The following is a 25,218-nucleotide window of genomic DNA, read 5'->3' as shown; positions in this document are numbered from 1 at the left end:
GTGTCTATGCCTGTAAAACTCTCCACCAGCACCCTGTCGCAACTCGATGCCAGCGTGACAACGCCGAACTATGATGCTTCCGCTCTCACCGCCGGCATCGTCCATTTCGGCGTCGGCAATTTCCATCGCGCCCATCAGGCGGTCTATCTCGATGATCTGTTCGGGCTGGGCGAGGGGCACGAGTGGGGGCTCATCGGCGCCGGCGTCCGGCCCGCCGATACCGGCATGCGGTCGACGCTGGCCCGGCAGGATTGGCTCACCACGGTCGTCGCCCAGGAGGCCGGCGAAAGCACCGCGCGCGTCACCGCGCCGATGGTCGATTTTCTGCCCATCGGCGATGCCGCGGCAATCATCGCCCAACTCGCCGACCCGAAGATCCGCATCGTCTCGCTCACCGTCACCGAGGGCGGCTATTATATCGATCCGGCCACCCAGCGCTTCGACCCCGATCACCCCGAGATCGCTGCCGATGCCGCGGCGCCGGACAGCCCGAAAACCGTCTTCGGCCTCATCCTCGCCGGTCTGCGCCTCCGCCGCGACGAAGGCACCCAGCCCTTCACCGTCATGAGCTGCGACAATATCCCCGGCAATGGTCACGTCACCGAAAACGCCATCGCCGGCCTCGCGCAAAAGATCGATCCGGCGCTTGCCGACTGGGTCCGCGCCAGTGTCGCCTTCCCCAACGGCATGGTCGATCGCATCACCCCCGCCACCTCCGATCGCGAGCGCCAGCTGCTCGCCGACAATTTCGGCGTCGCGGATGGATGGCCGGTGTTCTGCGAACGCTTCCGCCAATGGGTGCTGGAGGACAATTTCCCTGCCGGCCGCCCGGCGCTCGAAAAGGTCGGCGTGCAGTTCGTGCCCGATGTCGCGCCCTACGAGCACATGAAGATTCGCATCCTCAACGGCGGCCACGCGACCATCGCCTACCCGGCGGCGCTGATGGACATCCACTTCGTCCACGAGGCCATGGAAAACGACCTGGTCCGCGATTTCCTGCGCAAGGTCGAGCGCGACGAGATCATCCCCGTCGTCCCGCCGGTGCCCGATACCGATCTCGACGGCTATTACACTCAGGTCGAGGCGCGCTTCGCCAATCCCAAGATCGGCGACACCATCACCCGGCTCTGCCTCGATGGCTCCAACCGCCAGCCCAAGTTCATCCTGCCCTCGGCCGCCGACCGGATCGCCGCCGACCAGTCCGTCACCGGCCTCGCGCTCGTTTCGGCGCTCTGGGCCCGCTACTGCTACGGCGAAACCGACTCCGGCCAGCCCATCGCCCCCAACGACCCCAGCTGGGACCGCCTCACCGCCCAGGCGAAAAAGGCCAAGGACAATCCAGCCGCCTGGCTCGAGATGACCGATATCTTCGGCGATCTCGGGACCAACCAGGCCTATGTCACCGCCTTCACCCACGCCCTGTCGACCCTGTGGGCCTTCGGCACCGTCGAAACCCTCAACCGCTACCTCTCCGACACCCTCTAGCCCGGCGCCCATCCGTCCCGCGCAAATCGCCCTAGCCGCCCTTGCCGCCACCGGCTAGCCTGCGGCCCGAGAGGGAAGGTCCATGTCTGCGCCGATCAAACTGGTGATTTTCGACTGCGACGGCGTGCTCGTCGACAGCGAGCCGCTGGCCATGCGGGTCCTGCGGCGCGCCATCGCGCGCCAGGGCGTCAGCATTTCCAACGAGACCGCCTATCGCGACTTTCTCGGCCGCAGCCTGCAATCAATCTCGCAGACCCTCGAAGCTGATCACGGCACGCCGCTGGGCGAGGATGCGCTGCGCATGATGCGCGACGACCTGTTCGCGCTCTATCGCACCGATCTGCAGCCGACGCCGCATCTGGCCGCGACGCTCGACCGGCTCGACCTCCCCGTCTGCGTCGCGTCGTCCTCCGGCCCCGAACGCATTGCCGTCAGCCTCGAGGTCACCGGCCTCATGCCGCGCTTTGCCCCGCATATCTATTCGGCCACCATGGTCGAACGCGGTAAGCCGGCGCCCGATCTCTTCCTGCATGCGGCCCGCGAAATGGGCGTTGCCCCCGAAAACTGCCTCGTTATCGAGGACAGCCCGGCCGGCGTCCGGGCCGCCCGTGCTGCCGGCATGCGGGTCTTCGCCTATCTCGGCGGCGGCCATGTCGAAGCCGCCGGCCTCGCCGCCCAGCATGCCGCGCTTGAGCCCGATGCGCGCTTTGCCGACATGCGCATGCTGCCCGGCCTCATCGCGCTGCATCAGACCCGGGACCGGGGCAGGGCGCCAGATCTCGTCGCCGCCGTTGATGTCGGCACCGCCAGCGCCCGCGCCGCCATTGTCGACGCAAACGGCGACTTTCTCGCCCGCGCCGATGCACCCTTTGCCATGCACCGGCCCGACGGTGACATCGCCGAGCATGACTCCGAAGCCATCTGGGCCGCCGTCTGTCTCGCGACCCGAGAAGCCATGAGCCGCTGCCGCGCCGCGCCCGACGAAATCACCGCCATCAGCTTCGACGCCACCTGCTCGCTAGTGGTTCGGGCCGCCGATGGCACGCCCCTGCCGGTGTCGACAACCGGCGAACCGGCGCTCGATACCATCGCCTGGATGGATCACCGTGCCCAGGCCGAGGCCGCCGAGGCGACCGCCACCGGTCACCCCGTGCTGGCCCATACCGGCGGCACCTTCTCGCCCGAAATGCAGGTGCCCAAGCTGATGTGGCTCAAGCGCCATCTGCCCGGCACCTGGCAGCGGGCGGGGCTGATCTTCGACCTCGTCGATTTCCTCTGCTGGCGCGCCTCCGGCAATCCGTCGCGCTCCATCTGCACCTTGACCTGCAAATGGACCTATCTGCCGCATCAGGGCGGCTGGCAGCCCGATTTCCTCGCCACCGTCGGCCTCGATGATCTCATGGCGCGCGCCGGCCTGCCCGACAGCCCGGCCGCCATCGGCGCCGATCTCGGCCCGCTCACCTACGATGCCGCCACCGGCCTCGGCCTCACCGAAACCTGCCGCGTTGCCATGGGCTTGATCGACGCCCATGCCGGGGCGCTTGGCGCCGTCGATCCCTCTCGCGCTGCTGCCGAGGGCGGCCAACTGACCCTCGTCGGCGGTACCTCGAGCTGCGTCATGGCGCTGTCGGCCGATCCCCACCCGGTGCCCACCGTCTGGGGGCCCTTTGCCGATGCCGTGCTGCCCGGGCTCTGGCTCAACGAGGCCGGTCAGTCCGCGACCGGCGGCCTGCTCGAATATGTCTTGCGCACCCATTCGGCCGGTGGTGCGCCCACCGCATCACGGCACGCCGCGGTTCTCGCCCGCATCGCCGAGTGCCGTAAAGCCGAGGGCGATGCCTATGCCCGCCGGCTGCATCTTCTACCCGATTTTCACGGCAATCGCTCACCGCTCGGCCAGCCCCGGGCCCTCGGCGTCGTCAGCGGCGCCACGCTCGACGAGAGCTTCGATGCGCTCTGCCGGCTCTATTATCGGGCGGCCACCGCCATCGCCATGGGCCTTCGGCACAACCTCGAAACCCTGGCGGACCACGGCTATCAGACAGCCGAGATTCACATCGCTGGCGGCCACACCCACAACCCGCTGCTGATGGAGCTCTATGCCGACGTCACCGGCGCCTGCCTGCTCGAGCCGGCAACGCCCGATGCAACCCTTCTTGGCGTGGCGATGGTTGCGGCGACCGCGGTGGGGCACCATGCCGATCTGCCCGCCGCCGTGAGCGCCATGGCCCCGCCGACCACGGTGCGCCGGCCCAATCCGGCCCTCCGTACCCGGCACGATCACGACTATCGCATCTTCCACCAGATGCTCGCGCACCGCGCTGCGCTCGACGCGCTCATCGCTGCCGACTGAGGCGCCGTCGGGGTCCGCCGGTCGGAACTCACGCCTGTGCCATGGGTTGTGCCTCTTCAAGGAGGCCGACATGACCATACAGCCACAGCTGCCCCCAAATCTCGACCCCAACCTCCCCGGCCGCGTGCCGGACGTCCCCGGTCCGGGCACGCCCGAGCCTGTGCCGGAGCCGCAGCCCGATCCGGTGCCTGGTCCTTTGCAGGAGCCGCCGCCGGCGCCGGGTCCCGATATTCCGCCGGCCGAATTCCCGGAGCCCGATCCGGCACCGGAGCCCGACATCACGCCGCCGCCCGGTGAAGAGATCCCCGTCCGCTGATCAAGACAGGAGACCCACGATGACCGACGAAATCGCCCCGGAAGTCACCCCGCCCGATGGCACCAAACATGGTCCGGTGCCACCCATGCAGCCGGGTGAACGGCACCCCGACCCGGGCCGGAAGCCCATCCCGAACCCGAAAAAACCCGGCGACAATCCGGTCCTGCCCCCCGGGCAGGATCCGTTTCCCGATAACGTCGTCGACGATTGATCACGTGTGACGGCGGCTGCTTCGGCAGCCGCCCGCACTGCGGGTTAACAGATAGTTTCCTGCCGGCTCCGGCTCTGCTATGTGTCTGGCCATGAAGCCGGTAGCCACCATCCCCAAACACGCCGTCACCACCTCGGGCATGCGCCTTGTCGCGCCGCTTTTGGCGGCAGCCGTGCTGAGCGGGTGCTCCATGTCGGGCCTGCCGGGCCTAAAGCCGGCCAGTCCGACTGTCGCCGCGCTGGCGCCGACACCCGCCACGCGGGCCGCGCCGATGGACGTCGAGGTCATGGCCTATGCTGCGGCACCGCGCTCTTCTCAGGTCGATCACCTGATCGGCAAATATGCGCAGATCTATGCCGTTCCGGAATCTTTGGTGCGCCGCGTCGTGCACCGGGAAAGCCGCTTCAATCCGGCTGCCCGCAACGGGGCCTACTACGGCCTGATGCAGATCAGCTACGCGACCGCGCGCACCATGGGCTATTCGGGCACGCCGACGGGCCTGCTCGATGCAGAAACCAACCTCAAATACGCGGTGAAATATCTGCGCGGGGCCTACATCGTCGCCGGATATGATGCCGACGGGGCGGTCCGCAACTACTCGCGTGGCTATTACTACGATGCCAAGGCCAAGGGCCTGCTGGAAGAGGTCGGGCTGCGCTAGACAGCCCGACAAGTCCTCAGTTCTTGATCGCCAGCCGCACCAGTTCGGCGGTGTTGCGCGCGCCGATTTTTTCCATGATGTGGCGGCGGTGCACTTCGACCGTGCGATAGGACAGCCCGAGATCGACGGCGATCTCCTTGTTGGTCTGGCCTTCCACGACGAACTGCAGAATCTGCCGTTCGCGGTGGGTCAGGGTGCCGAAACCCTTCACGGTCACTGATGCAGAGCCGTTCTTGTCCGGTCCAACGTGAATGTCACCCCGGAAGATCTCCCGCGCCGCACTCGCCAGTTCCATCGGCGGGTATGGGCTCGAGAACACCGAACTTGCGCCGGCCTTCATCGCTTTGCACACGATCTCGGCCCGCACGATGTCCGGTGCAAGCAAGAACGTGTGAATACCTAGATGCTGAGCGCGTATTGCCGCGACCACTTCCAGGGTGTCCTCAACAGTTCCGCTCTCGTCGAACAGAGCCATGAGAACAAGATCTGGCCTTCGCAACTCTATCAGGCGCATCAATCCTGCGATGTCCGGCACAATGGACACCTGGAAGCCTTCTGCGATAAATTCGTCGCAGAGAGTCTTCGTCACTTTTTGATCTGGATGCGTGAGATAAATCAATCGGTCTCGATTCAAGTAAGGCCGATATGACACTTCATCCGCCAACCGTTCCATCTGTCCCTCCTAAGGGATTTGCGAGGCGGAACTCTGTCCCACTCTCGATCAGATACCAGCGATTCGCGTCCACCTAAGTACTACTGCCTTCGGGATTAGGAAAAGACAATGCGTTCTGAAAATATGACAGCCGTTGTTTAGTTTGTGCTGACGATAACTTCAGAAAATGTTTTCATGGCCTTAGGGACAGTCGGATAAGGTTGTCAGCGTTTAAGTTCTGTAACAGAACTCTTTGATTGTGCAAACGGAAATCCGGTTTGACGGCCGTGCGTCAAGGCAATCCACGCGACATCATGGCCGAGCATGGATACGTGAAAACACGTGCGTTTTTGCCCGATTAAGTGCGGGACATCACAATAACGTTATCTCAGTATCCTTGGGGTTATCCCCAGCTTCGGGCCTGTTCGGCATGTCATTTTTAATGCCAGACCTGCCGCCAGCCCTCTTGCTGAGACGGCGAGGAGCTCCCGGTCCGCAGCGCCTCTTCCGGGTGTTGCGCCGCAGCTTGGCCGAGCGTCGCCAGTGCCGAGCCTCGGACCACACTGCCGCGCCCTAGCGGCCGGGTCTGCGCCGCCAGGCTTTCCGCGCATGGCCGGCCAGACGGCGGCCGGCCTTGCCCAGCAACCAGCCCGTCCGCGCCAGCGGGTTGCTGCTGGGCCGATGCAGCTCGAACACCACATATCGCGCCGCCGACGCAGGGTTTCCCCGCCGCTCCGCTGCGGCTAATCTGCGCCTCCGACTCCCCTTCCGGATCTGCCCGCACATGCATCTCGTTCTCGTCGACGGCTCGGCCTACATCTTCCGCGCGTTTCACGCCCTGCCGCAGCTCAACCGCAAGTCCGATGGCTTGCCCGTCGGCTGCGTCCAGGGCTTTTGCAACATGCTGTGGAAGCTCACCGAGGATCTGAAGGGCGACGACGCGCCGACCCATTTCGCGGTGATCTTCGATCATTCCGGCAAGACCTTCCGCGACGACATTTACGACCAGTACAAGGCCCAGCGCCCGCCGGCGCCCGAGGAGCTGGTGCCGCAGTTTCCGCTGACGCGCGCCGCCACCCGCGCCTTCAACCTCGCCTGCATCGAACAGCAGGGCTGGGAGGCCGACGACATCATCGCCACCTATGCCCGCATGGCGCGCGACGCCGGCGGCAAGGCCACCATCGTGTCCTCCGACAAGGACATGATGCAGCTGATCGACCCCGATGGCGCGATCCGCATGCTCGACACCATCCCGCGTCCCGGCCAGCCGCCGCTGCGCTGGATCGGCCCCGACGAGGTGATGAAGAAATTCGGCGTTACCCCCGACAAGGTCATCGAGGTCCAGGCGCTGTGCGGCGACAGCGTCGACAACGTCCCCGGCGTCCCCGGCATCGGCGTCAAAACCGCCGCCGATCTCATCAACACCTATGGCACCATCGAGATCCTGCTCGACCACGTCGACGACATCAAGCAGAACGCCCGCCGCGAAAAGCTGCGCGAAAACGCCGAGCTCGCCCGCATCTCCAAGCGCCTCGTCACCCTCGAGCAGCAGGTACCGGTCGAGCTCGATCTCGACGCCCTGGCGCGCCAGCCGGTCGAGCCGTCAAAGCTCTTTCCGTTTTTGAAGGCGATGGAGTTTGCGACCATCACCAAGCGCCTCGCGACCTTGCTCGAGGCCGACCCGGATGCCTGGGAGCCCGATCCCGAGTTCGCCGCCGAAAAGACCGCCGCCGTCGGCTTCGACAACACGGCCCGCGCCAATGCCCGCGCCGCCCGCCACGCCGCCGAGGGCACCGCCGATGCCCCCACCGTCGTCCACGCGCGCGCCATGCACGAAAAGATCCGCGCCATCCCGTTCAAGCCCGAGGCCTACGAGATCATCCGCGACGCCGACCGCCTCAGCCAGTGGATCGATGCCATCTACGCCCAGGGCCAGGTGGCGCTCGATGCCGAATCCACCGGCCTCGACAACCAGACCGCCGATCTGGTCGGGCTGAGCTTTTCCATCGCCCCCGGCACCGGCGCCTATCTGCCGCTCGGCCACGTGAGCGGCAATGGCGACATGTTCGGCGGCGGCCACGCCGAGGGCCAGATGGACATACGCACCGCGCTCGATCTGTTGCGCCCCGTCCTCGCCGATCGCTCGATCCTGAAAATCTTCCACAACGCCAAATACGATCTCGGCCTCCTCGCCCGCTACGACGTGCCGGTGAATAGCCTCGATGACACGCTGCTGTTGAGCTACGTGCTCGACGGACCGCAGTTCAACGGCCTCGGCGAGCTGGCCGATCACTGGCTCGGCAACGCCGGCACCGCGATCAAGGAGCTGATCGGCTCCGGCAAGACCCAGATCACCTTCGCCCAGGTCGAAATCGACAGGGCCGCGGCCTATGCCGCCGAGGATGCGGATATGACGATCCGCCTGTGGCATATCCTCAAGCCGCGCCTCGTCGCCGAAAAGATGACGGCGCTCTACGAAACCATCGATCGCCCGCTCGCCCCGGTCCTCGCCCGCATGGAGGCGCGCGGCATCTCCGTCGATCGCAACATCCTTGCGGGTCTCAGCGCCGATTTCGCTCAGCGCGCCGCTGCCTTCGAGGCCGAGGCCTATGAACTTGCGGGCAGTAGCTTCAACCTCGGCTCCCCCAAGCAGCTTGGCGAAATTCTCTTCGATCGCATGGGGCTCGAGGGCGGCACCAAAACCAAGACGGGCGCCTGGTCCACCGGCGCCGGCGTCCTCGAGGATCTGGCATTGAAGGGCGTGCCGCTCGCCCGCACCATTGTCGATTGGCGCCAGCTCACCAAGCTCAAGGGCACCTATACCGATGCGCTGCCCACCTACATCAACGAGCGCACGCGGCGCGTCCACACCACCTATTCGCAGCATTCGGTACTGACCGGGCGATTGAGCTCCAACGATCCGAACCTGCAGAACATTCCGGTGCGCACCGCCGATGGCCGCAAGATCCGCACCGCCTTCGTCGCCGAACCTGGCAAGCGCCTGATCTCGGCCGACTATTCCCAGATCGAGCTTCGCGTCCTCGCCCATATTGCCAATATCCAGGCGCTCAAGGATGCTTTCGAGGAAGGGCTCGACATTCACGCCATGACGGCGTCCGAAATGTTCGGCGTCCCCGTCGAGGGCATGCCGTCCGAGGTCCGCCGCCGCGCCAAGGCCATCAATTTCGGCATCATCTACGGCATCTCGGCCTTCGGCCTCGCCAACCAGCTCGGCATCCCGCGCGGCGAGGCGGGCGACTACATCAAAACCTATTTCGAGCGCTTCCCCGGCATCCGGCAATATATGGACGAGCAGCGCCGCCGCGTGAAAGCCGATGGCTATGTGACGACGCTCTTCGGCCGCCGCATCAACTTCCCCAATGCCAATTCATCGAACCCGTCCGAACGCAGCTTCGTCGAACGCGCCTCCATCAACGCCCCCATCCAGGGCTCCGCGGCAGATATCATCCGACGCGCCATGATCCGCATGGAACCGGCGCTCGAAGCGGCCAACATCGAAGCCGACATGCTGCTGCAGGTCCACGACGAACTGATCTTCGAAGTCCCCGACGGCACGGAAAACCAGGCCATCCCGGTCATCCGCGAGATCATGGAGGGGGCGGCGGAGCCCGCAGTGCGTCTGACGGTCCCGATCAAGGTCGACGCCGCCGCGGCACGCGATTGGGACGGGGCGCATTGAAGTATTTCGTGGTTATGGCGTGGGCGATCTCGTACTTGAGGCGTCCAGATCAATCAGTGTGCGAATGCAAAGTAAGAAACATATGAAAAGCACTTAATCTGTCGGTTTATCGATTTTGCCGCGGCAGTTGGGCAATCTGCTAGAAAGCAAGTCACGGAGCATGTAGTAGTGAGGCTCGGTGCTGCTGCTGAGTAGCAGCCAGAAGATTTTCGGTGCGATGTGATCTATCAAAGCGACATTTTAACGGTCAACGATGCCATCGCAGCAATACGGCAGTCATTTGATTCCATAGCGCGGCGTGAAAAGGAGGAGGTTCGGGCTGAGATCGAGCCTGCATACCTGAAATTTGAGAGCGTTAGATATCGGTTTGCACACCGGTTGATGCAGGTAAGACGTAGCGGACACGTCCAAGCTGCAGGAGTGGTGATAAGTGAGCTGCGGCATGCATTAATCGATTTGTCTTACGATAAAGAATTTTGGCAGATTGCTTCTCAGATCCGGATAACCCGAGTAGTTCGGCCACGAAACTCTCCGTTCCATGATGACATCCGGCTATTGAGTGAAATCGGCAGGGGTATGCCGGTTTCGACGGCGATAGGAATACTTGTTGAGGTTCTTAATGGGGGCGTGGAATGGAATGAGGATATCGATCGGGAGGTATTTGCTGCGAATGAGGCAGAAAGGGACGCAAATACTTTAAGAAAGTTGGTTCCTGAGCAAAAAATTGCGCCGGTACAATTTGAGGTCGAAGGCGGACAACTGCACATTAGGCAGCAGGCGCATTCTCCTCTGCCGGGGCGGGAGGCAGTTGTGGATGCTGCTGCCGGAGAGCTCGTCCGCAGGGGCGAGGACTTGGCGAACCAATTAAGAAATTCGAACTGTGATCCAAGGCTTCTGAACAACGTAGAAGAACTACAGGAGCACCTGAAGACAGGACAGAATGCGATCCAGATCGGAATTTCAAACTTGGCCTGCGAGCAGCTGGCGAAGGCCTTCTACGTCGAGCTCCCAGATGCGCTGGCGGCACTGCTAGTTGCTCATACTTCGAGCGTGAGCATGTATTTGTCACAGTTTTCAGAATGGAGAGATTTCAGTGAATCTGCTGAGATCGCCCGGGTAACGGAGTTCGACGTTTCCTCGATTTCACAGATATTGTCAGATGTAGTTAATGATCTCGAACAAGACCCTCAGATCTCAGATCCAGAGGTGCCCAAGGTTCTTCGGGCATTGCGTGAATTTCTCGATGACCCAAAGAAAAGCTCAAAAAAAGTCGCGCTAGCTGCGGTTAGAACAATTGAAAATCTTGTTATTCGCGTTTTTGGCTATGGTGCGGACTTTATTGATAAGACAATACACAAGACTATTGACCGGTCATCCGGGGTTGTCGCCATCGCACTGGCCGGTGCCCTTATATCTGTTGCATTGACGGCGGCAGGTGGCCTTGGGGTGCTGGCGCCGGGTATTGAGGGACTAGGTTGGATGCAAGACGCGATGAGTATCGTTGTGCGCCAGCTCCAGTTATTACAGCAGGGGGCGGGAGGGTAAGCTCAGGGCCGGGGTCATCCAGCGCGTCGCGCCATCTCACCCCTTGCGCTGACCGATGATCTCCCACCACAGGTCCGCCCGGGATGACATCGAGTTTCTTGCACCGTCGGTGCCCAGTTTGCGGGCTCTTGCACCGCCCATCCCACACCCACGGTGTCACCCCGGGCTTGACCCGGGGCCCATCTCGAGATCGCCCCACAGCCGCTAGGTGGTAACGGGCAGCACCTCAAGCTGGATCCCGGGTCTTCGCCCGGGATGACAACGAGTTTCTTGCGCCGTCCGTGCCACACTCCGACCGCTCAGCGCCGCCCCGCGCGTGGCACCATCTCACCCGTCCCTCTGGCCGGTGATCTCCCACCACAGGTCCCGCCATTCCGGGTTGCGCTCGGCAATCAGCGCTTCCTTGAACGCCCGGCGCCAGCGCTTCAGCCGCTTTTCATGCGCAATCGCGGCGTCGATATCGGTATGGGTTTCGAACCACACGAGCCGCGTACAGCCATGCGTCTTCGAAAATCCGGCGATGACGCCCTCGCGATGTTCATAGGCGCGCCGCACGAGGTCATTGGTGACGCCGGTATACAGCGTCCCGTGCTTGCGGTTGGTGACGATATAGACCTGATAGGTCTTCTCCATGCGCCGACCCAAGCACAGCCCGTTTCACCTGTCACCGGTGATGTGCGTTGAGGCTCTTGCACCAGCCGTCACCCACGCACGGTGTCACCCCGGGCTGGACCCGGGGCCCATCCCGAGATCGTCCCACAGCCGCCAGGTGGCAGAGGTAAGCCCTCAAGCTGGATCCCGGGTCTTCGCCCGGGATGACCCCGAGTGCTTTGCAAACGCCAGCGCCCTACATCCCCAACTGCTCCCGCAATCCATCGATCCGCTGGCTGGCCTCCGCCTTGCTCAAATCCTCCGAAAACTGCTCCGGCGCATTGGCCTGTTCGGTCAGCGTCTTCAGATAGCTCGCCTGCGCGCCGGTCATCGGCTCGTCGCCGGTGGTCCAGTCGGCCGGGTCCTTCACGGTATTGGTGTCGGGGGCAGGGTCGGCCTTCGGGTTGTGCGTGGGGGTGCTCATGTCGCGCTCTCCGTGTTTGTATGTTCACTAAATGTTCCTGTCCGCGATGTGTTCCACCGCCGCGCCGCATCCTTTGCTCCGGCCGCGCGTTTCTGACACCCAAGGCACCACATCGAGGAGTATTCCCATGGCCAATCTTTCCGATATTCGCGAGCACATGAAGGTCGTCGGCGCCGATGGCGCGGCGGTCGGCACCGTCGATCGCGTCGAAGGCGACCGCATCAAGCTCACCAAGGATTCCTCCGGCGAGGGCAGCCACGAAGGTCACCACCACTATCTGCCCGGCGGCCTTGTCGCCGACATCGAAGGCGACACTGTCCGCCTCTCCGCCGACGCGGCGACCGCGGCCGAGTTGTTCGAGCAGGAAGAAGACGGCTCCCCCACAACCTAAGTCCGTCCCCCGCGCATTCTGCGCGATCGCACTCACCTCCTCTCTTCCCTGCTTGGGGAGGGACGCGCGGCAGGGTTTTGGCCCTTTGCCAAACCCGTCGTCGCGCCGGGTGGCGCAATCTCTTTGCGCGCTAACACCCCCCAACTTATCCCCGTCCCATCACGCGGCGCTAAACTCGTGCTGTTCCCGGCAGGGCGCGGTCGCGTACGGACGGCTGGCCGGGGCTTTGGGGGCCGCCGGAGCCGTCCGGCGGCAGGTCATTGGCATGGGCAACCGGCCGACTGGTCAGGTCCCGTCCCGGTAACGGTGACGTGGAGGGCACCAGCCACGCACGCTCCCTCATGCGCAATGGTCTCAACCGACCTCAAACGGTCCGGCGCGGCGACGGCCGTTACTTTTGCGGACTACCGCGTGGCCAGACACCGCGCCGGACCCGCCCATCCTGCGCACCCGACGGCAGAAGCCGGCCGGGCCTTTCGTGCTGCGTGCTCCTATCGCGCCAGCACCGAAACCAGCGCATCCGGGGCAGGGGCGCACGAACATCGCCCGAGCGACCGGAACCACCATCGGCCAGCCTCGTTAGCTGACGAAGAGGAGCACCGCCGATGGACGACCACTTTGAAACACTCGCCCGCTTCGGCTACGGCGCCCGCGGCGTCGTTTACCTGCTGCTTGGCGGTCTTGCCCTCACTTCGGCGGTCTGGGGTGGCGGCGGCGATGGCGAGGGTTCCTCCGACGCGCTCACCAGTCTGCTAGGCCTGCCGTTCGGGCGCATCATGCTCGGTGCGGTCGCGCTCGGCCTCGTTGGCTATATCCTGTGGCGCCTCGCCCAGGGCCTGCTGAATGCCGACGATCATGACGACGACATGAAGGGCTTCATCCTGCGTGCCGCCAATATCGTCAGCGCTGGCGCCAACCTGTTTCTGGCTCTCACCGCCGGCAGCTTGGCCCTCGGCATGGGCAGCTCGAGCGGCGGGTCCGGTTCCGGCTCGGGTGGCGGCGGTGAGGAAACCGCCTCGGCCTGGCTGCTCAGTCAGCCCTTCGGCCCGTGGCTGCTCGGTGCCGTGGCGCTCGGCGTCATCGTGGCCGGCGGCGCCCAGATCTACCGCGGCCTGAGCGAGAAGTATCGCAAGCGCATCAAACTGCCGAAAAAGCACGAATCCTGGATGGACCCCATCTGCCGCTTCGGCCTGTCCGCCCGCGGCGCAGTGCTGATGATCGTCGGTGGCTTCGTGCTCTTTGCCGCCATCACCGTCTCGCCCGAAAACGCCGGTGGCACCCGCGAGGCGCTGGCCTATGTCTACGATCTGCCCTTCGGCCGCTGGCTTTATGGCATTGCCGCGCTCGGGCTCATCAGTTTCGGCATCTATTCGATCATCGAGGGCATCTACCGCAATCTTGACTCGCCCGACATGAGTGACGTGCGAGACGCCATTCCGGGTTGATCTTGGCCGGTATGTAACTGGTATTGGGAAAGACTTGCGGCGGCGAAACTACGTCAGACTTTCTGTCCATTTTCTTTGACCGCTTGGTCAAAATCCCCATTGCGTCACTCTCGAAAAAGCGCTTTTCTGTCGCCCAAGCTCCGGCCGTGCTCCTCACTCAAGAAGAGCCAAGACGTGCCGAGAGCGCCATAATCGGGAGACAGAACATCATGAAATTGATGAAAACCCTGCTTGCAGCGACAGCGGTCACGGCCGTCATGGCGTCGGGTGCGGCGTTCGCCAAGACCCTCGTATATTGCTCGGAAGCCTCGCCTGAAGGCTTCGATCCGGGCCCCTACACGACGGGCACCACCTTCGATGCCGCCTCGCGCACGATCTACAATCGCCTCGTCGAGTTCAAGCACGGCGAAACCGAGCTCGAGCCCGGCCTTGCCGAAAGCTGGGAAGTATCCGACGACGGGCTGGAATATACCTTCAAGCTGCGCCCCGGCGTGAAATTCCAGACCACTGACTATTTCACCCCCTCGCGCGATCTGAATGCTGACGACGTGATCTTCTCGTTCGAGCGTCAGTGGAAGGAAGACAACGACTGGTATTCCTATGCCGACGGCATTTCCTGGGAATATTTCAACGGCATGAGCTTCCCCGACCTGCTGTCCTCGATCGAAAAGGTCGACGACATGACGGTCAAGTTCACCCTGTCGCGTCCCGATGCGGCCTTCCTCGCCGACCTGGGCATGGATTTCGCCTCGATCGTGTCCAAGGAATACGCCGACCAGCTGATGGAAGCCGGCACTCCCGAAGTGCTGAACCAGAAGCCGATCGGCACCGGGCCGTTCACCTTCGTCGACTATCAGCAGGATGCGGTGATCCGCTACAGCGCCTTCCCCGACTACTGGGCCGGCAAGCAGCCGATCGACGACCTGATCTTCGCCATCACCACCGACGCTTCGGTGCGCGCGCAGAAGCTCAAGGCCGGCGAATGCCACATCATGCCCTATCCCAATCCGGCGGAAGTGGCTGACCTGCAGGCCGATCCGAATCTGACGGTCGGAGAAGCCGAGGGCCTCAATGTGGGCTACCTCGCCTACAACACACAGATGGCGCCTTTCGATCAGGTCGAGGTCCGCAAGGCCCTCAACATGGCGATCGACAAGCAGGCCATCCTCGACGCAGTGTTCGCCGGCGCCGGCGCGGCGGCCAAGAACCCGATCCCGCCGACCATGTGGTCCTATAACGACGCGGTGAAGGACGATCCCTACGATCCGGAAGCCGCCAGGCAGATGCTGGCCGATGCCGGCGTCGAGGACCTGTCGATGAAGATCTGGGCCATGCCCGTTTCTCGGCCCTACAACCCCAACGCCCAGCGCATGGCCGAAGTGATGCAGGCCAACTTCGCCGATATCGGCGTCGATGTTGAAATCGTCACTATGGAATGGGCCGAATATATCGCCCAGTCCTCCGCCGTCGATCGCGATGGTGCGGTGTTGCTCGGCTGGACCGGCGACAACGGTGATCCGGACAACTTCCTCGGCGTGCTGCTCGGCTGCGATGCCGTCGGCGGCAACAACCGCGCCCAGTGGTGCAACGAGGAGTTCGAGGACCTGATCCAGAAGGCTCGCCTGACCTCCGATCAGGCCGAACGGACCGACCTGTACGAGCAGGCCCAGGTCGTCTTCAAGGAGCAGGCCCCTTGGGCCACCATCGCCCACTCCAAGGTGTTCATGCCGATGCGCAATGAAGTCACCGGCTTCGTCATGGATCCGCTTGGCTATCACCGCTTCGACGGCGTCGATATCGCCGAATGATGCACTGACCATCGGAGGCGGCGCCATCGTGCCGCCTCCGTACAGCGTCGCAGAACATGCTCAGATACATCCTTAATCGCCTGGCCCTGGTCGTGCCGACATTCATCGGCATCACCATCGTGGCCTTTGGCCTTGTGCGCGTCCTCTCGGGCGATCCCGTGGCGCTGCTGTCGGGCGAACGCGTCATGTCGCCCGAGCGCCATGCTCAGCTGGCCGAACAGCTCGGCTTTAATCGCCCCATCTGGGAGCAGTATTTCGATTACGTGCTGAGCGCCCTGCAGGGCGATTTCGGTACCTCGATCAAGACCAAGACCGCGGTGATCGACCAGTTCCTGGCGCTCTTTCCGGCAACACTCGAACTCGCCACCTTCGCCATGCTGTTCGCGGTAGCGATCGGTATTCCGGCTGGCATCTTTGCCGCAGTAAAGCGCGGCTCGTGGTTCGATCAGGTCGCCATGGGCTCGGCCCTCGTCGGCTATTCCATGCCGATCTTCTGGTGGGGCCTCCTGCTGATCATCTTCTTTTCCGGCTATCTCGGCTGGACTCCCGTTTCGGGCCGCATCGGGCTGCAATTCTTCTTCCGCCCCGTCACCGGCTTCATGACCATCGACAGCCTGATCTACGGCAACTGGCCGGCCTTCATTTCGGCCCTGCGCCACCTGATCCTGCCGGCGGCCGTTCTCGGCACCATTCCGCTCGCCATCATCGCGCGCCAAACCCGTTCGGCGATGCTCGAAGTTCTGGGTGAGGACTATGTGCGGACCGCCCGTGCCAAGGGGCTGGAACCGCGGCGCGTCATCGGCTTGCACGCGCTGCGCAATGCCATGATCCCGGTGATCACCACCATCGGATTGCAGGTCGGCATGCTGATGGCCGGTGCCATTCTCACCGAAACGATCTTTTCCTGGCCCGGCATCGGCAAGTGGATGATCGAGGCCATCGGCCGTCGCGACTACGCCATCGTCCAGGGCGGCATGCTGATCATCGCCATCATCGTCATGATGGTGAACCTGATCGTCGACCTGCTCTACGCTCTCATCAATCCACGTATCAGGGTGCAGGCATGAGCGCCGACGCCGTCGAAACCGACACGCCCACCGCCTCGACCTCCCGTTTCGCGGGGCTGCGCGAGTTCTGGTACTATTTCTCGGTCAACAAGGGCGCCGTCATCGGTCTGGTGATCTTCCTGCTAACCGTGCTGGTCGCCATCTTCGCGCCGCTGCTGGCCCCGCACGATCCCGAGCAGGTCTATTCCGGCGCCATCCTGATCCCCCCATCCTGGCAGGACGGCGGACAGGCGCAGTTCCTTCTGGGCACCGACGAAGTCGGCCGCGACATCCTCTCCCGCCTTATGTGGGGCGCCCGCTATTCGCTGGCGATCGGCCTCGTCGTCGTCACCATCGCGCTCGTTTCGGGCGTCACGCTCGGCGTCATTGCCGGCTACTTCCGCGGCTGGGTCGATGCGCTGATTATGCGGGTGATGGATATCATCCTTGCCTTCCCCTCGCTGCTGCTGGCGCTGGTGCTGGTGTCGGTGCTGGGCAAGGGCCTGTTCAACGCTATGTTGGCCATCGCGCTGGTGCTACAACCGCATTTCGCCCGTCTCGCCCGCGCCGCCGTCATGGCCGAAAAGAACCGCGAATACGTCACCTCGGCCAAGGTCTCCGGCGCCGGCAATCTGCGGCTGATGTTCATCACCATTCTGCCCAATTGCCTCGGCCCGTTGATCGTCCAGGCGACGTTGAGCTTTTCCAACGCCATCCTAGATGCGGCGGCGCTGGGCTTTCTGGGGCTGGGCGCCCAGCCGCCGACGCCGGAATGGGGCACCATGTTGGCCCGGGCCCGCGAGTTCATCACCTCCGCCTGGTGGGTGGTGACCATTCCTGGCCTCGCCATCCTCATCACCGTGCTGGCGATCAATCTGATCGGCGATGGCCTGCGCGATGCGCTCGATCCCAAGCTGAAGCGGAGCTAAGCCATGTCTCTGCTCGAAATCCGCAATCTCTCGGTCAGCTTCGAGACCTCGGCAGGCGAGTTCTTTGCCGTCAAGGGCATCGACCTGCATGTCGAGCCGCGTGAGGTGCTGGCCATCGTTGGCGAGTCCGGCTCCGGCAAATCGGTCGCCATGCTTGCCGTGATGGGGCTGCTGCCCAATACCGCGACAGTGAAGGCCGACAAGCTCACGTTTGACGGCCATGACCTGCTGGCCATCACGCCCGAACAGCGGCGCAGGATCATCGGCAAGGACGTGGCGATGATTTTCCAGGAGCCGATGTCGAGCCTCAATCCGTGCTTCACGGTCGGCTTCCAGATCGAGGAAGTGCTGCGCTTCCATCTTGGCATGGACAAGCAGGCCCGGCGCGCCCGGGCCATCGAGCTGTTCGAGCAGGTTGGTATTCCGGATCCCGAGCAGCGGCTCAACAGCTTTCCGCACCAGATGTCGGGCGGCCAGAACCAGCGGGTGATGATCGCCATGGCGATCGCCTGCAATCCCAAGCTGCTGATTGCCGACGAGCCGACCACAGCGCTTGATGTCACCATCCAGAAGCAGATCCTCGACCTGCTGATGCGCCTGCAGGTCGAGCACGGTATGGGCCTGATCATGATCACCCACAATATCGGCGTCGTCGCCGAAACCGCCGACCGGGTCGTCGTGCAATATAAGGGGCTGAAGATGGAGGAGGCGGGCGTCCTCGAACTCTTCACCGCGCCGCGCAGCCCTTATACGCGGGCGCTGCTGGCCGCCTTGCCCGACAACGCCACCGGCGATCGCCTGCCTACGGTTTCCGGCTTCACTCTCGAGGAGTTGATCGCCGAATGACCCCGGTCCTCGAAGCCCGCAATCTGGTGCGCGACTACCACGTCGCCGGCTCTCTGTTCGGCGGCGGCCGTACCGTCCATGCCGTACGCGACATCAGCTTCACCCTCGAGCGCGGCAAGACCCTGGCTATCGTTGGCGAGTCCGGCTCGGGCAAGTCGACGCTCGCTCGCATCCTCACCCTCATCGACCGCCAGACCTCCGGTGACCTGCTCATCGACGGCCAAACGATCGATATCGGCAACGGCCGCATCGGTGCGCAGCTTCGCCGCAAGGTGCAAATCGTCTTTCAGAACCCGTACGGCTCGCTCAATCCGCGCCAGAAGATTGGCGAAGTGCTGATGGAGCCGCTGAAGCTCAATACCGACATGCCTGCATCGGAGCGCCGCCAGCGAGCGCAGGAGATGCTGGTCAAGGTCGGGCTCGGCCCCGAGCACTTCAATCGCTATCCCCACATGTTCTCGGGCGGCCAGCGCCAGCGCATTGCCATCGCCCGCGCCATCATCCTCAATCCCGATCTGCTGGTGCTCGACGAGCCGGTCTCCGCCCTGGACCTGTCGGTGCAGGCGCAGATCCTCAACCTGCTGGCCGATCTGCAGGAGGAATACAACCTTACCTATGTCTTCATCAGCCACGACCTGTCGGTGGTGCGCTATATCGCTGATGAAGTGATGGTGATGTATCTGGGCGAGGCGGTCGAATATGGTAGCCGCGAGCAGGTCTTTGCGGCACCGTCACACGACTACACGAAATCTCTTTTTGCCGCGACGCCGCGTGCCGATGTCGATAGCATCAAGGCCCGTCTGGCCCGCAAGGCAGCGGAGTTGCAGACCTAGAATGTCCGTTTTCATGCGCGCATGCGGGCGCCTGCGCAGTAGCGACTTAAATCGCCATTAATTGCATCACCTTAGGTTGACGGCTGCCTTTAGTCGCGGTGCGTAGTCGTGTCAAAACCTGTAGACACAGTTCAGACACCCGCCCCTGGGGGAGGGTCGCCGAGGACCCTACCGTACCGCCGGCAGCCATTCCTCCGCTTCATCATGTTCCTGGTTCTGCCGGCAGCCCTGATCTATCTGGGTGTGTGCGGGCTGGTGTTTCTCGGCCTCTACCTCATGAGCGTCGAGATCAACGATCTGGAATCAGAGCGTGCGCGCCAGTCTCTTAGCGCCGGCATGCAGTCACTTGTCGCGGGACTAGGGGACTACGCGGTAGATGAGGCGACCTGGACCGAAGCTTTTCTCAACGTCTATGTCGAGCCGAATCCAGCCTGGTACGATGCCACCTGGGGAACGACCGCCCGCAGTTCCGAGGCCTACGACACCGCAATTCTCACCGATGTCGAGGGCAATATCCTGTTTGGCGAATCGGCTCGCGGTTCGGTCGATGGCACTCTGGCGCGCCATTTCAGTGGCGCCCCGCAGATGCTCGGTATGCTCGAGCAGTTGATCAATCGCTACGGCAACGATGTCTCCGTGGCGCGGCTTGCCCGCAATGACTTCGGGGTCGTCGCGCTCGCCGGTGCCATGATCCAGGGTTCGGCCGGCGAGGCCAGCATCCCATCGAAGGAGCGCCGGTTCCTGTGGTTCGCGCGGCAGATCGATGATCGCCTCCTCACATCCATCGCCGACCGCTTCCAGATGCCTGTCCCAGCTCTGGCGGATAGCGCAACGCCGTCGCAGAACAAGATCCCGCTCTATGACGGTGCGGACGTGAACATCGGCCTGCTTGTCTGGCCGAACCGGTATCCCGGTGACACGGCCTTCCGGCACGTGGCGGGTCTCGCTTTCATCGTCATGCTGATCATCGGCGGTCTGACCATCGCGGTCTTCGTCGCCTTCGGCGCCACGGTGCGTAGCCGCGCGGCGTCGGAAAAACGCGACTATCTCAATGCGCGCTACGATCCGGTGACCAGCCTGCCGAATGCCTTTGGTCTCGAGGAGCATCTGCAAGGGCTCCTCTCGCGGCGCCAGCCCGAGATACAGATTACGGTCCTCCGCGTCGGCATCGACAATTTCGACGACATCAGCAGCTTTTACGGACGGGACGTCGGCGATCAATTGCTCATCGTCATCTCGTCTCGCTTCGAAAGCGAACTGGACCACAAGGTGACTCTTGCACGGGTCGGGCCGGTGGACTTCGTGCTCGCCCGCGCCGGCGAGGAAGGCCCCGAGCAGCTGCAACAGTTCGCGACCCAGATCACCGACATCGCGGCGGAGTCCTTGGCCGTCGGCCAACTGCGCCTCAAGCCCAGCCTCAGCATTGGCTATGCCGAGATGCTGGCGACGCGCGACACCATCGCCGAAGTGCTGCGCATGGCGGAAACGGCAAAGTCGCGGGCCCGGGAGACCGGCGGCAATCACGTAGTGCTCTACGATCCGGCCATTGACGACGAGCGCCGCGCGCGCCTCGTCCTGGAGGCCGACATCCGTCGCGGCATCGAGGCCGACGAGTTCGATCTCGACTACCAGCCGCTGATCGACACCGCGGAACAGACCATCTCCGGCGTCGAGGCCCTGATGCGTTGGCGCCGGCGTGCTGCTGGCCCGATATCGCCATCGGTCTTCGTGCCGGCCGCCGAAGCGTCGGGGCTCATCGACGACCTCGGCATGCTGGCGTTGCGCCGTTCGATTGCCGAGATCGGTCCGCTGCCGGGCCTGAAAATCTCCGTCAACGTGTCGACGACGCAGCTTCGCAATCCGCAACTGGCTGACGTGATCTTCGAAACGCTCGAACAGGCGGGCGTGCCGCCCGAGCGCCTGCAACTCGAAATCACCGAGTCCTTTCTTTTGGCCCACCCCGAGCGGGCCCGGCGCGTCATCGACCGGCTGCGCAAGCGCGGCATCATGATTGCCCTCGACGATTTCGGCACCGGCTATTCCTCGGTCGGCTACCTGCGCCAGTTCCAGTTCGACCGGGTGAAGCTCGACCGCTCGCTGATCGAGAACATTGATGCCGACGACGTCAAACTGGCGCTGGTGAAATCGACACTGCTCTACACCTTCGCCATGGATCTGGCGGTCACCGCCGAGGGTGTCGAACGTCGCGAAGAGGTTGCGGCCCTCAACAGCCTCGGCTGCCGCGAATTCCAGGGCTACTTCTTCGCGCGGCCCATGAGCATCGAGGCGCTGCGCAAGCTCGTCAGCGCCAACGCCAAGACGCCCGAAGAAATGGCCGATGAGGCAATGCTGAAAGCGGGCTAGTTGGCCCGCTGTTCCGCTACGCGGCAGTCCTGGCACTGGCCGCGCAGTTCGATCGTCGTGCGGGCTAGCGTGAACTGTGTGTCGGCCGCCCAGTCGGCCAGCCGCCGCGTCACTTCGGGGTCGGTGAATTCATCAACCCGCCCGCAGTCCGAGCAGATGGCAAATGCCGCCGATCCGCTGCTCTTTCTATGGCACCCTGCGTCGGCACAGCACACGAACGCGTTGAGCGATTCCAGCCGGTGCGCCAAACCGCTGGCCATCAGCTTGTCGAGGGCACGGTAGACCTGCAGCGGCGCCCGCAGCCCTTCGGTCCGCAACCGGTCGAGAATGTCATAGGCCGACAGCGGCCCGTCTGCCCCATTCAGCGTATCGAGCACCAGCTCCTGGTTGCGCGTCAGGTCGGCTGGCCGCTCGTGATGGTGGTCGTCATGCGAATGGGCCATCAGTTGCTCCTCTGTAGCTTTGAGCGCCCCAGCCGCGCCGGCACCACCAGCACGATCAGGAACAATACCAGGGCGGCGACGACAATCGACGGCCCGCTCGGCGTGTCGAACCGCAACGACCCGAAGAGGCCCCCGGTTACCGATATGGCGCCGGCTATGGCAGCCAGCACGCCCATCTGCTCGGGGGTCGCCGCAAGTCGGCGTGCCGTCGCCGCGGGGATGATCAGCAGGGAGGTGATCAGCAGTACGCCAACGATCTTCATCGCAATGGCGATCACCAGCGCCAGCAGCAGCATGAACAGTGCGCGCGTCAGTTCCGGGCGCATGCCTTCGGCTTCCGCGAGTTCGGCATTCACCGTCGCCGCCAGCAGCGGTCGCCACATCCACACCAGCCCCGCCAGGATCACCGCACCGCCCAGATAGATAACCACGATATCGGTCACTGAAACGGCAAGGATGTCGCCGAACAGGAACCCCATCAGGTCGATCCGCACCCAGCTCATGAACGCCACCAGCACCAGCCCGATGGCCAGTGTCGAGTGGCTCAGGATGCCCAGCAGCGCATCGGTCGATAGCGCATTGCGCCGCTGCAGCAGCAACAAGGCGCCAGCCACCGCAGCCGCGACGATGAAGACGCCTAGCGTCATGTTGACCTCGAACAACAGGCTCAGCGCGACGCCAAGCAGCGCCGAGTGGGCCATGGTGTCGCCGAAATAGGCCATGCGGCGCCACACGATGAAGCAGCCGAGCGGGCCCGCGACCAGCGCCAGTCCAATGCCCGCGACCAGCGCGCGTGTGAAAAAGTCAGAAAGCACGAAATGCTCCTGTCGGCCGAAGAATGATCGCGTCGCGTCGCACCCTAACCATGCGAATGGCCTGCGTGGTCGTGGTGGTGATGGTCATGCGCATCCACCACCGTGCCATCGCTCTCCAGCACCCGCCCATCGGGCAGGTGCGTATGGTCGTGATGATGCTGATAGACGGCGAGCGACGAGGCCGCCCGCGCGCCGAACAGGCTGAGATATTCGGGGCTTTGCGCCACGAGGTCCGGTGTGCCGCGACAACATACATGTCCATTGAGGCAGATCACCGTATCGGTCGCTGCCATCACCACATGCAGGTCGTGACTGATCAGCAGGATGCCGCAGTTGGTCTCGTCGCGAATTCTGCCGATGAGATCGTAGATCGCCACCTCGCCGGAATAATCGACGCCCTGCACCGGCTCGTCGAGCACCAGCAGGTCGGGCTTGCGGATCATCGCGCGAGCCATCAGCGTGCGCTGGAACTCGCCACCCGACAGGTGCTGCACCTCGGCCTTGCGCAGATGGGCCACGCCGGTTGCCGCCAGCGCCGCCTCGATCTGCTCCGACGTGAACCGGCCGGTCAGTGTCATCAGCCGGTCGACCGTCAAAGGCATGGTCCAGTCGACCGACAGCTTCTGCGGCACATAGCCGATGGTCAGCCCGGCCTTGCGCGTCACCGTGCCGGCGTCGGCACGCACCACGCCGGTCACCAGTTTGGCGGTGGTCGACTTGCCGGATCCGTTCGGCCCGATCAGCGTCACGATTTCCCTGCGCCGCAGGTCGAGATCCACACCTTCGACCAGCCAGCGCTCACCGCGCCGCACGCCGGCGCCGCGCACGGTCACCAGCGTTTCGCGATCAGCATGGGTCTCAGCCAGCTTCGCATCACGGCTCACAGCCATCTCATACATTCCGTCACGTCACTTGTCGGTCACGTCTCATTACGTTATAGCGTAACGCACCGAAAGCGTAATGTCATAACATATCAAATGGAGTTACCCATGCGGGCTGCTGTTCAGGCACTCTTGCTCTCAACCGTGCTGACAGGTGTTTCGCCTGCCTTGGCTGAGACGCCCCGTGTCGTCGCCACCATCAAGCCGATCCATTCGCTCGTCGCTGCGGTCATGGGTGAGCGTGGCACGCCAGACCTGATTGTCAGCGGTAGTGCCTCGCCCCACGATTATGCACTGCGACCGTCGAACGCAGCGGCCCTGCAGAATGCCGATCTCGTTTTCTGGACCGGTCCTGATCTCGAGGCTTTCCTCAGCGACTCGCTCGCCACGGTTGCCGATCAAGCGACAATCGTCGAGCTCGACGAGACGCCCGGACTCAACCTGCTGCCGCCGCGCGAGAGTGGCACCTTCGAGCCCCATGATCACGATCATGGACATGAAGATGAACACGGGCATGGGCATGGGGATGACGAAGACGAAGACCATGACCATGCCGACGACCACGAACACGTACATGCCGACGAGCATGGCGATCACGACGAGCATCACGATCACGATGACCACCATGATCATGACGACGATCATGAAGATGGCCACGACCATGAAGATGATCACGATGCCGACCACGATCATGACCATGCCGCCAGTCACCATGACGACGAAGCCGGCCACGATCACGCAGACCATGACCACGGAGAGTTCGACCTCCACTTCTTCCTGGATCCCGCCAACGCCAAGCTGATGACCAGCGCCATTGCCGATGCGCTAGCCACTGCCGATCCCGAGGGTGCCGATACCTATCGTGCCAATGCCGAGGCCGAGATCGCCGATCTCGATGCGTTGATTGCCAAAACTGAGGTGGCCTTGGCTCCGGTGCAAGAGCGCCCCTTCGTCGTCTTTCACGACGCTTACCAGTATTTCGAGAACCGCTTCGGTCTCAACGTCGCCGGCTCGGTGACGGTCAGCCCGGAAGTGGCGCCCGGAGCCGACCGGATCGGGACTATCCGGGCCAAGCTGGAGACACTCGATGCGGCCTGCGTTTTCGCCGAGCCGCAGTTCCCCAATCGCATCGTTGACGTCATCGTCGAGGGCACGGGCGCCCGCGCCGGTGTGCTCGATCCTGTTGGCGCCGCCATCGAGCCCGGGCCTGGCCTCTATCGGCAGTTGATCGAGAATCTGGCGGGCGATCTCAAGGCCTGCCTCGCGCAGTAACCGAACTGGCCAGCGTTAACCGGCGTTAACCTGTTGCGCGCATCATGCGTCGCATGTCTGACCCGGCTGTCACGCTTGCCCAAACAACCCGCACTGAAACGGCGGCCGAGCCCTCGGCCGCCGTGCTGCGTCAGGCGCGTACCAGTC

At 63.5% G+C, this 25,218-nt stretch carries 21 protein-coding genes and 2 pseudogenes; 17 read left to right on the top strand and 6 right to left on the bottom strand.

The features are described from left to right. The first annotated feature begins 6 nt into the window (after positions 1 to 6). The 6 genes and pseudogenes from ACN0TK_RS02200 to ACN0TK_RS02175 form a co-directional block, all read left to right on the top strand. The gene (locus tag ACN0TK_RS02200; RefSeq protein WP_417307804.1) at positions 7 to 1,485 is read left to right on the top strand and encodes a mannitol dehydrogenase family protein; all 1,479 of its coding nucleotides are present in this window, start codon (positions 7 to 9) and stop codon (positions 1,483 to 1,485) included. 82 nt (positions 1,486 to 1,567) lie between these two features. Next, positions 1,568 to 2,146: pseudogene (locus ACN0TK_RS02195) on the top strand (HAD family hydrolase); the annotation flags it as partial. Positions 2,147 to 2,206: 60 nt separating this feature from the next. Then, positions 2,207 to 3,838, top strand: a complete 1,632-nt coding sequence (locus ACN0TK_RS02190) for an FGGY-family carbohydrate kinase (protein WP_417308133.1) — start codon at positions 2,207 to 2,209, stop codon at positions 3,836 to 3,838. Between the two features lie 70 nt (positions 3,839 to 3,908). Beyond that, positions 3,909 to 4,154: a hypothetical protein gene (locus tag ACN0TK_RS02185; protein ID WP_417307803.1), complete on the top strand. Its 246-nt coding sequence runs from the start codon at positions 3,909 to 3,911 to the stop codon at positions 4,152 to 4,154. Positions 4,155 to 4,173: 19 nt separating this feature from the next. After that, positions 4,174 to 4,365, top strand: a complete 192-nt coding sequence (locus ACN0TK_RS02180) for a hypothetical protein (RefSeq protein ID WP_417307802.1) — start codon at positions 4,174 to 4,176, stop codon at positions 4,363 to 4,365. A 322-nt stretch (positions 4,366 to 4,687) separates the two neighbouring features. Continuing rightward, positions 4,688 to 5,026, top strand: a pseudogene (locus ACN0TK_RS02175) (transglycosylase SLT domain-containing protein); the annotation flags it as partial. Between the two features lie 16 nt (positions 5,027 to 5,042). Here ACN0TK_RS02175 and ACN0TK_RS02170 read toward each other — a convergent pair. Next, complete coding sequence (locus ACN0TK_RS02170; RefSeq protein WP_417307801.1) at positions 5,043 to 5,699, bottom strand: response regulator transcription factor; 657 nt, start codon at positions 5,697 to 5,699, stop codon at positions 5,043 to 5,045. Between the two features lie 763 nt (positions 5,700 to 6,462). On the opposite strand from ACN0TK_RS02170, the gene polA reads away from it, so the two are divergent. Further along, entirely contained in the window at positions 6,463 to 9,378 is a 2,916-nt protein-coding gene (gene polA, locus ACN0TK_RS02165) for a DNA polymerase I (RefSeq protein ID WP_417307800.1), read from the top strand. Positions 9,379 to 9,597: 219 nt separating this feature from the next. Continuing rightward, positions 9,598 to 10,923: a hypothetical protein gene (locus ACN0TK_RS02160; protein WP_417307799.1), complete on the top strand. Its 1,326-nt coding sequence runs from the start codon at positions 9,598 to 9,600 to the stop codon at positions 10,921 to 10,923. A 327-nt stretch (positions 10,924 to 11,250) separates the two neighbouring features. Here ACN0TK_RS02160 and ACN0TK_RS02155 read toward each other — a convergent pair whose 3' ends face one another. After that, positions 11,251 to 11,556, bottom strand: coding sequence for a GIY-YIG nuclease family protein (locus ACN0TK_RS02155; protein ID WP_417307798.1), 306 nt, complete (start codon positions 11,554 to 11,556; stop codon positions 11,251 to 11,253). A 214-nt stretch (positions 11,557 to 11,770) separates the two neighbouring features. Further along, complete coding sequence (locus tag ACN0TK_RS02150) at positions 11,771 to 11,998, bottom strand: DUF3072 domain-containing protein (protein WP_417307797.1); 228 nt, start codon at positions 11,996 to 11,998, stop codon at positions 11,771 to 11,773. Between the two features lie 127 nt (positions 11,999 to 12,125). On the opposite strand from ACN0TK_RS02150, the gene ACN0TK_RS02145 reads away from it, so the two are divergent. The 8 genes from ACN0TK_RS02145 (at position 12,126) to ACN0TK_RS02110 (ending at position 21,660) form a co-directional block, all read left to right on the top strand. After that, on the top strand, positions 12,126 to 12,389 hold the full coding sequence (locus ACN0TK_RS02145) for a DUF2171 domain-containing protein (protein WP_417307796.1): 264 nt from the start codon (positions 12,126 to 12,128) through the stop codon (positions 12,387 to 12,389). 605 nt (positions 12,390 to 12,994) lie between these two features. After that, on the top strand, positions 12,995 to 13,834 hold the full coding sequence (locus ACN0TK_RS02140) for a DUF1206 domain-containing protein (RefSeq protein ID WP_417307795.1): 840 nt from the start codon (positions 12,995 to 12,997) through the stop codon (positions 13,832 to 13,834). Between the two features lie 209 nt (positions 13,835 to 14,043). Then, a complete protein-coding gene (locus ACN0TK_RS02135; protein WP_417307794.1) occupies positions 14,044 to 15,642 on the top strand; it encodes an ABC transporter substrate-binding protein in 1,599 nt (532 codons plus the stop codon). A gap of 56 nt (positions 15,643 to 15,698) precedes the next feature. After that, positions 15,699 to 16,709, top strand: a complete 1,011-nt coding sequence (locus ACN0TK_RS02130) for an ABC transporter permease subunit (protein ID WP_417307793.1) — start codon at positions 15,699 to 15,701, stop codon at positions 16,707 to 16,709. After that, complete coding sequence (locus ACN0TK_RS02125) at positions 16,706 to 17,617, top strand: ABC transporter permease subunit (protein ID WP_417307792.1); 912 nt, start codon at positions 16,706 to 16,708, stop codon at positions 17,615 to 17,617. Before ACN0TK_RS02130 ends, ACN0TK_RS02125 begins: the two co-directional genes overlap by 4 nt. 3 nt (positions 17,618 to 17,620) lie before the next feature. Next, positions 17,621 to 18,463 (top strand): ABC transporter ATP-binding protein, encoded by an 843-nt coding sequence (locus tag ACN0TK_RS02120; protein WP_417307791.1) that lies wholly within the window; start codon positions 17,621 to 17,623, stop codon positions 18,461 to 18,463. Continuing rightward, positions 18,460 to 19,296, top strand: a complete 837-nt coding sequence (locus tag ACN0TK_RS02115) for a dipeptide ABC transporter ATP-binding protein (RefSeq protein WP_417307790.1) — start codon at positions 18,460 to 18,462, stop codon at positions 19,294 to 19,296. The genes ACN0TK_RS02120 and ACN0TK_RS02115 overlap by 4 nt, the downstream gene beginning before the upstream one ends. A 204-nt stretch (positions 19,297 to 19,500) precedes the next feature. Then, entirely contained in the window at positions 19,501 to 21,660 is a 2,160-nt protein-coding gene (locus tag ACN0TK_RS02110; RefSeq protein ID WP_417307789.1) for a putative bifunctional diguanylate cyclase/phosphodiesterase, read from the top strand. Here ACN0TK_RS02110 and ACN0TK_RS02105 read toward each other — a convergent pair. The 3 genes from ACN0TK_RS02105 to ACN0TK_RS02095 are packed head-to-tail and all read right to left on the bottom strand — an operon-like array spanning position 21,657 to position 23,754. Continuing rightward, positions 21,657 to 22,103, bottom strand: a complete 447-nt coding sequence (locus ACN0TK_RS02105; protein WP_417307788.1) for a Fur family transcriptional regulator — start codon at positions 22,101 to 22,103, stop codon at positions 21,657 to 21,659. The genes ACN0TK_RS02110 and ACN0TK_RS02105 overlap by 4 nt on opposite strands. Then, a complete protein-coding gene (locus ACN0TK_RS02100; protein ID WP_417307787.1) occupies positions 22,103 to 22,918 on the bottom strand; it encodes a metal ABC transporter permease in 816 nt (271 codons plus the stop codon). Before ACN0TK_RS02100 ends, ACN0TK_RS02105 begins: the two co-directional genes overlap by 1 nt. Before the next feature lie 44 nt (positions 22,919 to 22,962). Beyond that, positions 22,963 to 23,754 (bottom strand): ATP-binding cassette domain-containing protein, encoded by a 792-nt coding sequence (locus ACN0TK_RS02095; RefSeq protein WP_417308132.1) that lies wholly within the window; start codon positions 23,752 to 23,754, stop codon positions 22,963 to 22,965. A 15-nt stretch (positions 23,755 to 23,769) separates the two neighbouring features. On the opposite strand from ACN0TK_RS02095, the gene ACN0TK_RS02090 reads away from it, so the two are divergent. After that, positions 23,770 to 25,071 (top strand): zinc ABC transporter substrate-binding protein, encoded by a 1,302-nt coding sequence (locus ACN0TK_RS02090; RefSeq protein WP_417307786.1) that lies wholly within the window; start codon positions 23,770 to 23,772, stop codon positions 25,069 to 25,071. Positions 25,072 to 25,218 lie beyond the last annotated feature (147 nt).

Origin of the sequence: Devosia sp. (assembly GCF_048261455.1) — a bacterium.
In the GTDB taxonomy this organism is placed as follows: Bacteria; Pseudomonadota; Alphaproteobacteria; order Rhizobiales; family Devosiaceae; genus Devosia_A.
Note: the sequence above shows the minus strand (reverse complement) of the source record. Positions and strands in the feature narration are given on the sequence as shown.

Excerpts from the sequence above, each read along its gene's own strand:
- ACN0TK_RS02200 (WP_417307804.1), top strand. The coding sequence starts at position 7 with ATGCCTGTAAAACTCTCCACCAGCACCCTGTCGCAACTCGATGCCAGC.
- ACN0TK_RS02190 (WP_417308133.1), top strand. The coding sequence starts at position 2,207 with ATGCTGCCCGGCCTCATCGCGCTGCATCAGACCCGGGACCGGGGCAGG.
- ACN0TK_RS02185 (WP_417307803.1), top strand. The coding sequence starts at position 3,909 with ATGACCATACAGCCACAGCTGCCCCCAAATCTCGACCCCAACCTCCCC.
- ACN0TK_RS02180 (WP_417307802.1), top strand. The coding sequence starts at position 4,174 with ATGACCGACGAAATCGCCCCGGAAGTCACCCCGCCCGATGGCACCAAA.
- ACN0TK_RS02170 (WP_417307801.1), bottom strand. The coding sequence starts at position 5,699 with ATGGAACGGTTGGCGGATGAAGTGTCATATCGGCCTTACTTGAATCGA.
- polA (WP_417307800.1), top strand. The coding sequence starts at position 6,463 with ATGCATCTCGTTCTCGTCGACGGCTCGGCCTACATCTTCCGCGCGTTT.
- ACN0TK_RS02155 (WP_417307798.1), bottom strand. The coding sequence starts at position 11,556 with ATGGAGAAGACCTATCAGGTCTATATCGTCACCAACCGCAAGCACGGG.
- ACN0TK_RS02150 (WP_417307797.1), bottom strand. The coding sequence starts at position 11,998 with ATGAGCACCCCCACGCACAACCCGAAGGCCGACCCTGCCCCCGACACC.
- ACN0TK_RS02145 (WP_417307796.1), top strand. The coding sequence starts at position 12,126 with ATGGCCAATCTTTCCGATATTCGCGAGCACATGAAGGTCGTCGGCGCC.
- ACN0TK_RS02140 (WP_417307795.1), top strand. The coding sequence starts at position 12,995 with ATGGACGACCACTTTGAAACACTCGCCCGCTTCGGCTACGGCGCCCGC.
- ACN0TK_RS02135 (WP_417307794.1), top strand. The coding sequence starts at position 14,044 with ATGAAATTGATGAAAACCCTGCTTGCAGCGACAGCGGTCACGGCCGTC.
- ACN0TK_RS02130 (WP_417307793.1), top strand. The coding sequence starts at position 15,699 with ATGCTCAGATACATCCTTAATCGCCTGGCCCTGGTCGTGCCGACATTC.
- ACN0TK_RS02125 (WP_417307792.1), top strand. The coding sequence starts at position 16,706 with ATGAGCGCCGACGCCGTCGAAACCGACACGCCCACCGCCTCGACCTCC.
- ACN0TK_RS02120 (WP_417307791.1), top strand. The coding sequence starts at position 17,621 with ATGTCTCTGCTCGAAATCCGCAATCTCTCGGTCAGCTTCGAGACCTCG.
- ACN0TK_RS02115 (WP_417307790.1), top strand. The coding sequence starts at position 18,460 with ATGACCCCGGTCCTCGAAGCCCGCAATCTGGTGCGCGACTACCACGTC.
- ACN0TK_RS02110 (WP_417307789.1), top strand. The coding sequence starts at position 19,501 with ATGTTCCTGGTTCTGCCGGCAGCCCTGATCTATCTGGGTGTGTGCGGG.
- ACN0TK_RS02105 (WP_417307788.1), bottom strand. The coding sequence starts at position 22,103 with ATGGCCCATTCGCATGACGACCACCATCACGAGCGGCCAGCCGACCTG.
- ACN0TK_RS02090 (WP_417307786.1), top strand. The coding sequence starts at position 23,770 with ATGGGTCTCAGCCAGCTTCGCATCACGGCTCACAGCCATCTCATACAT.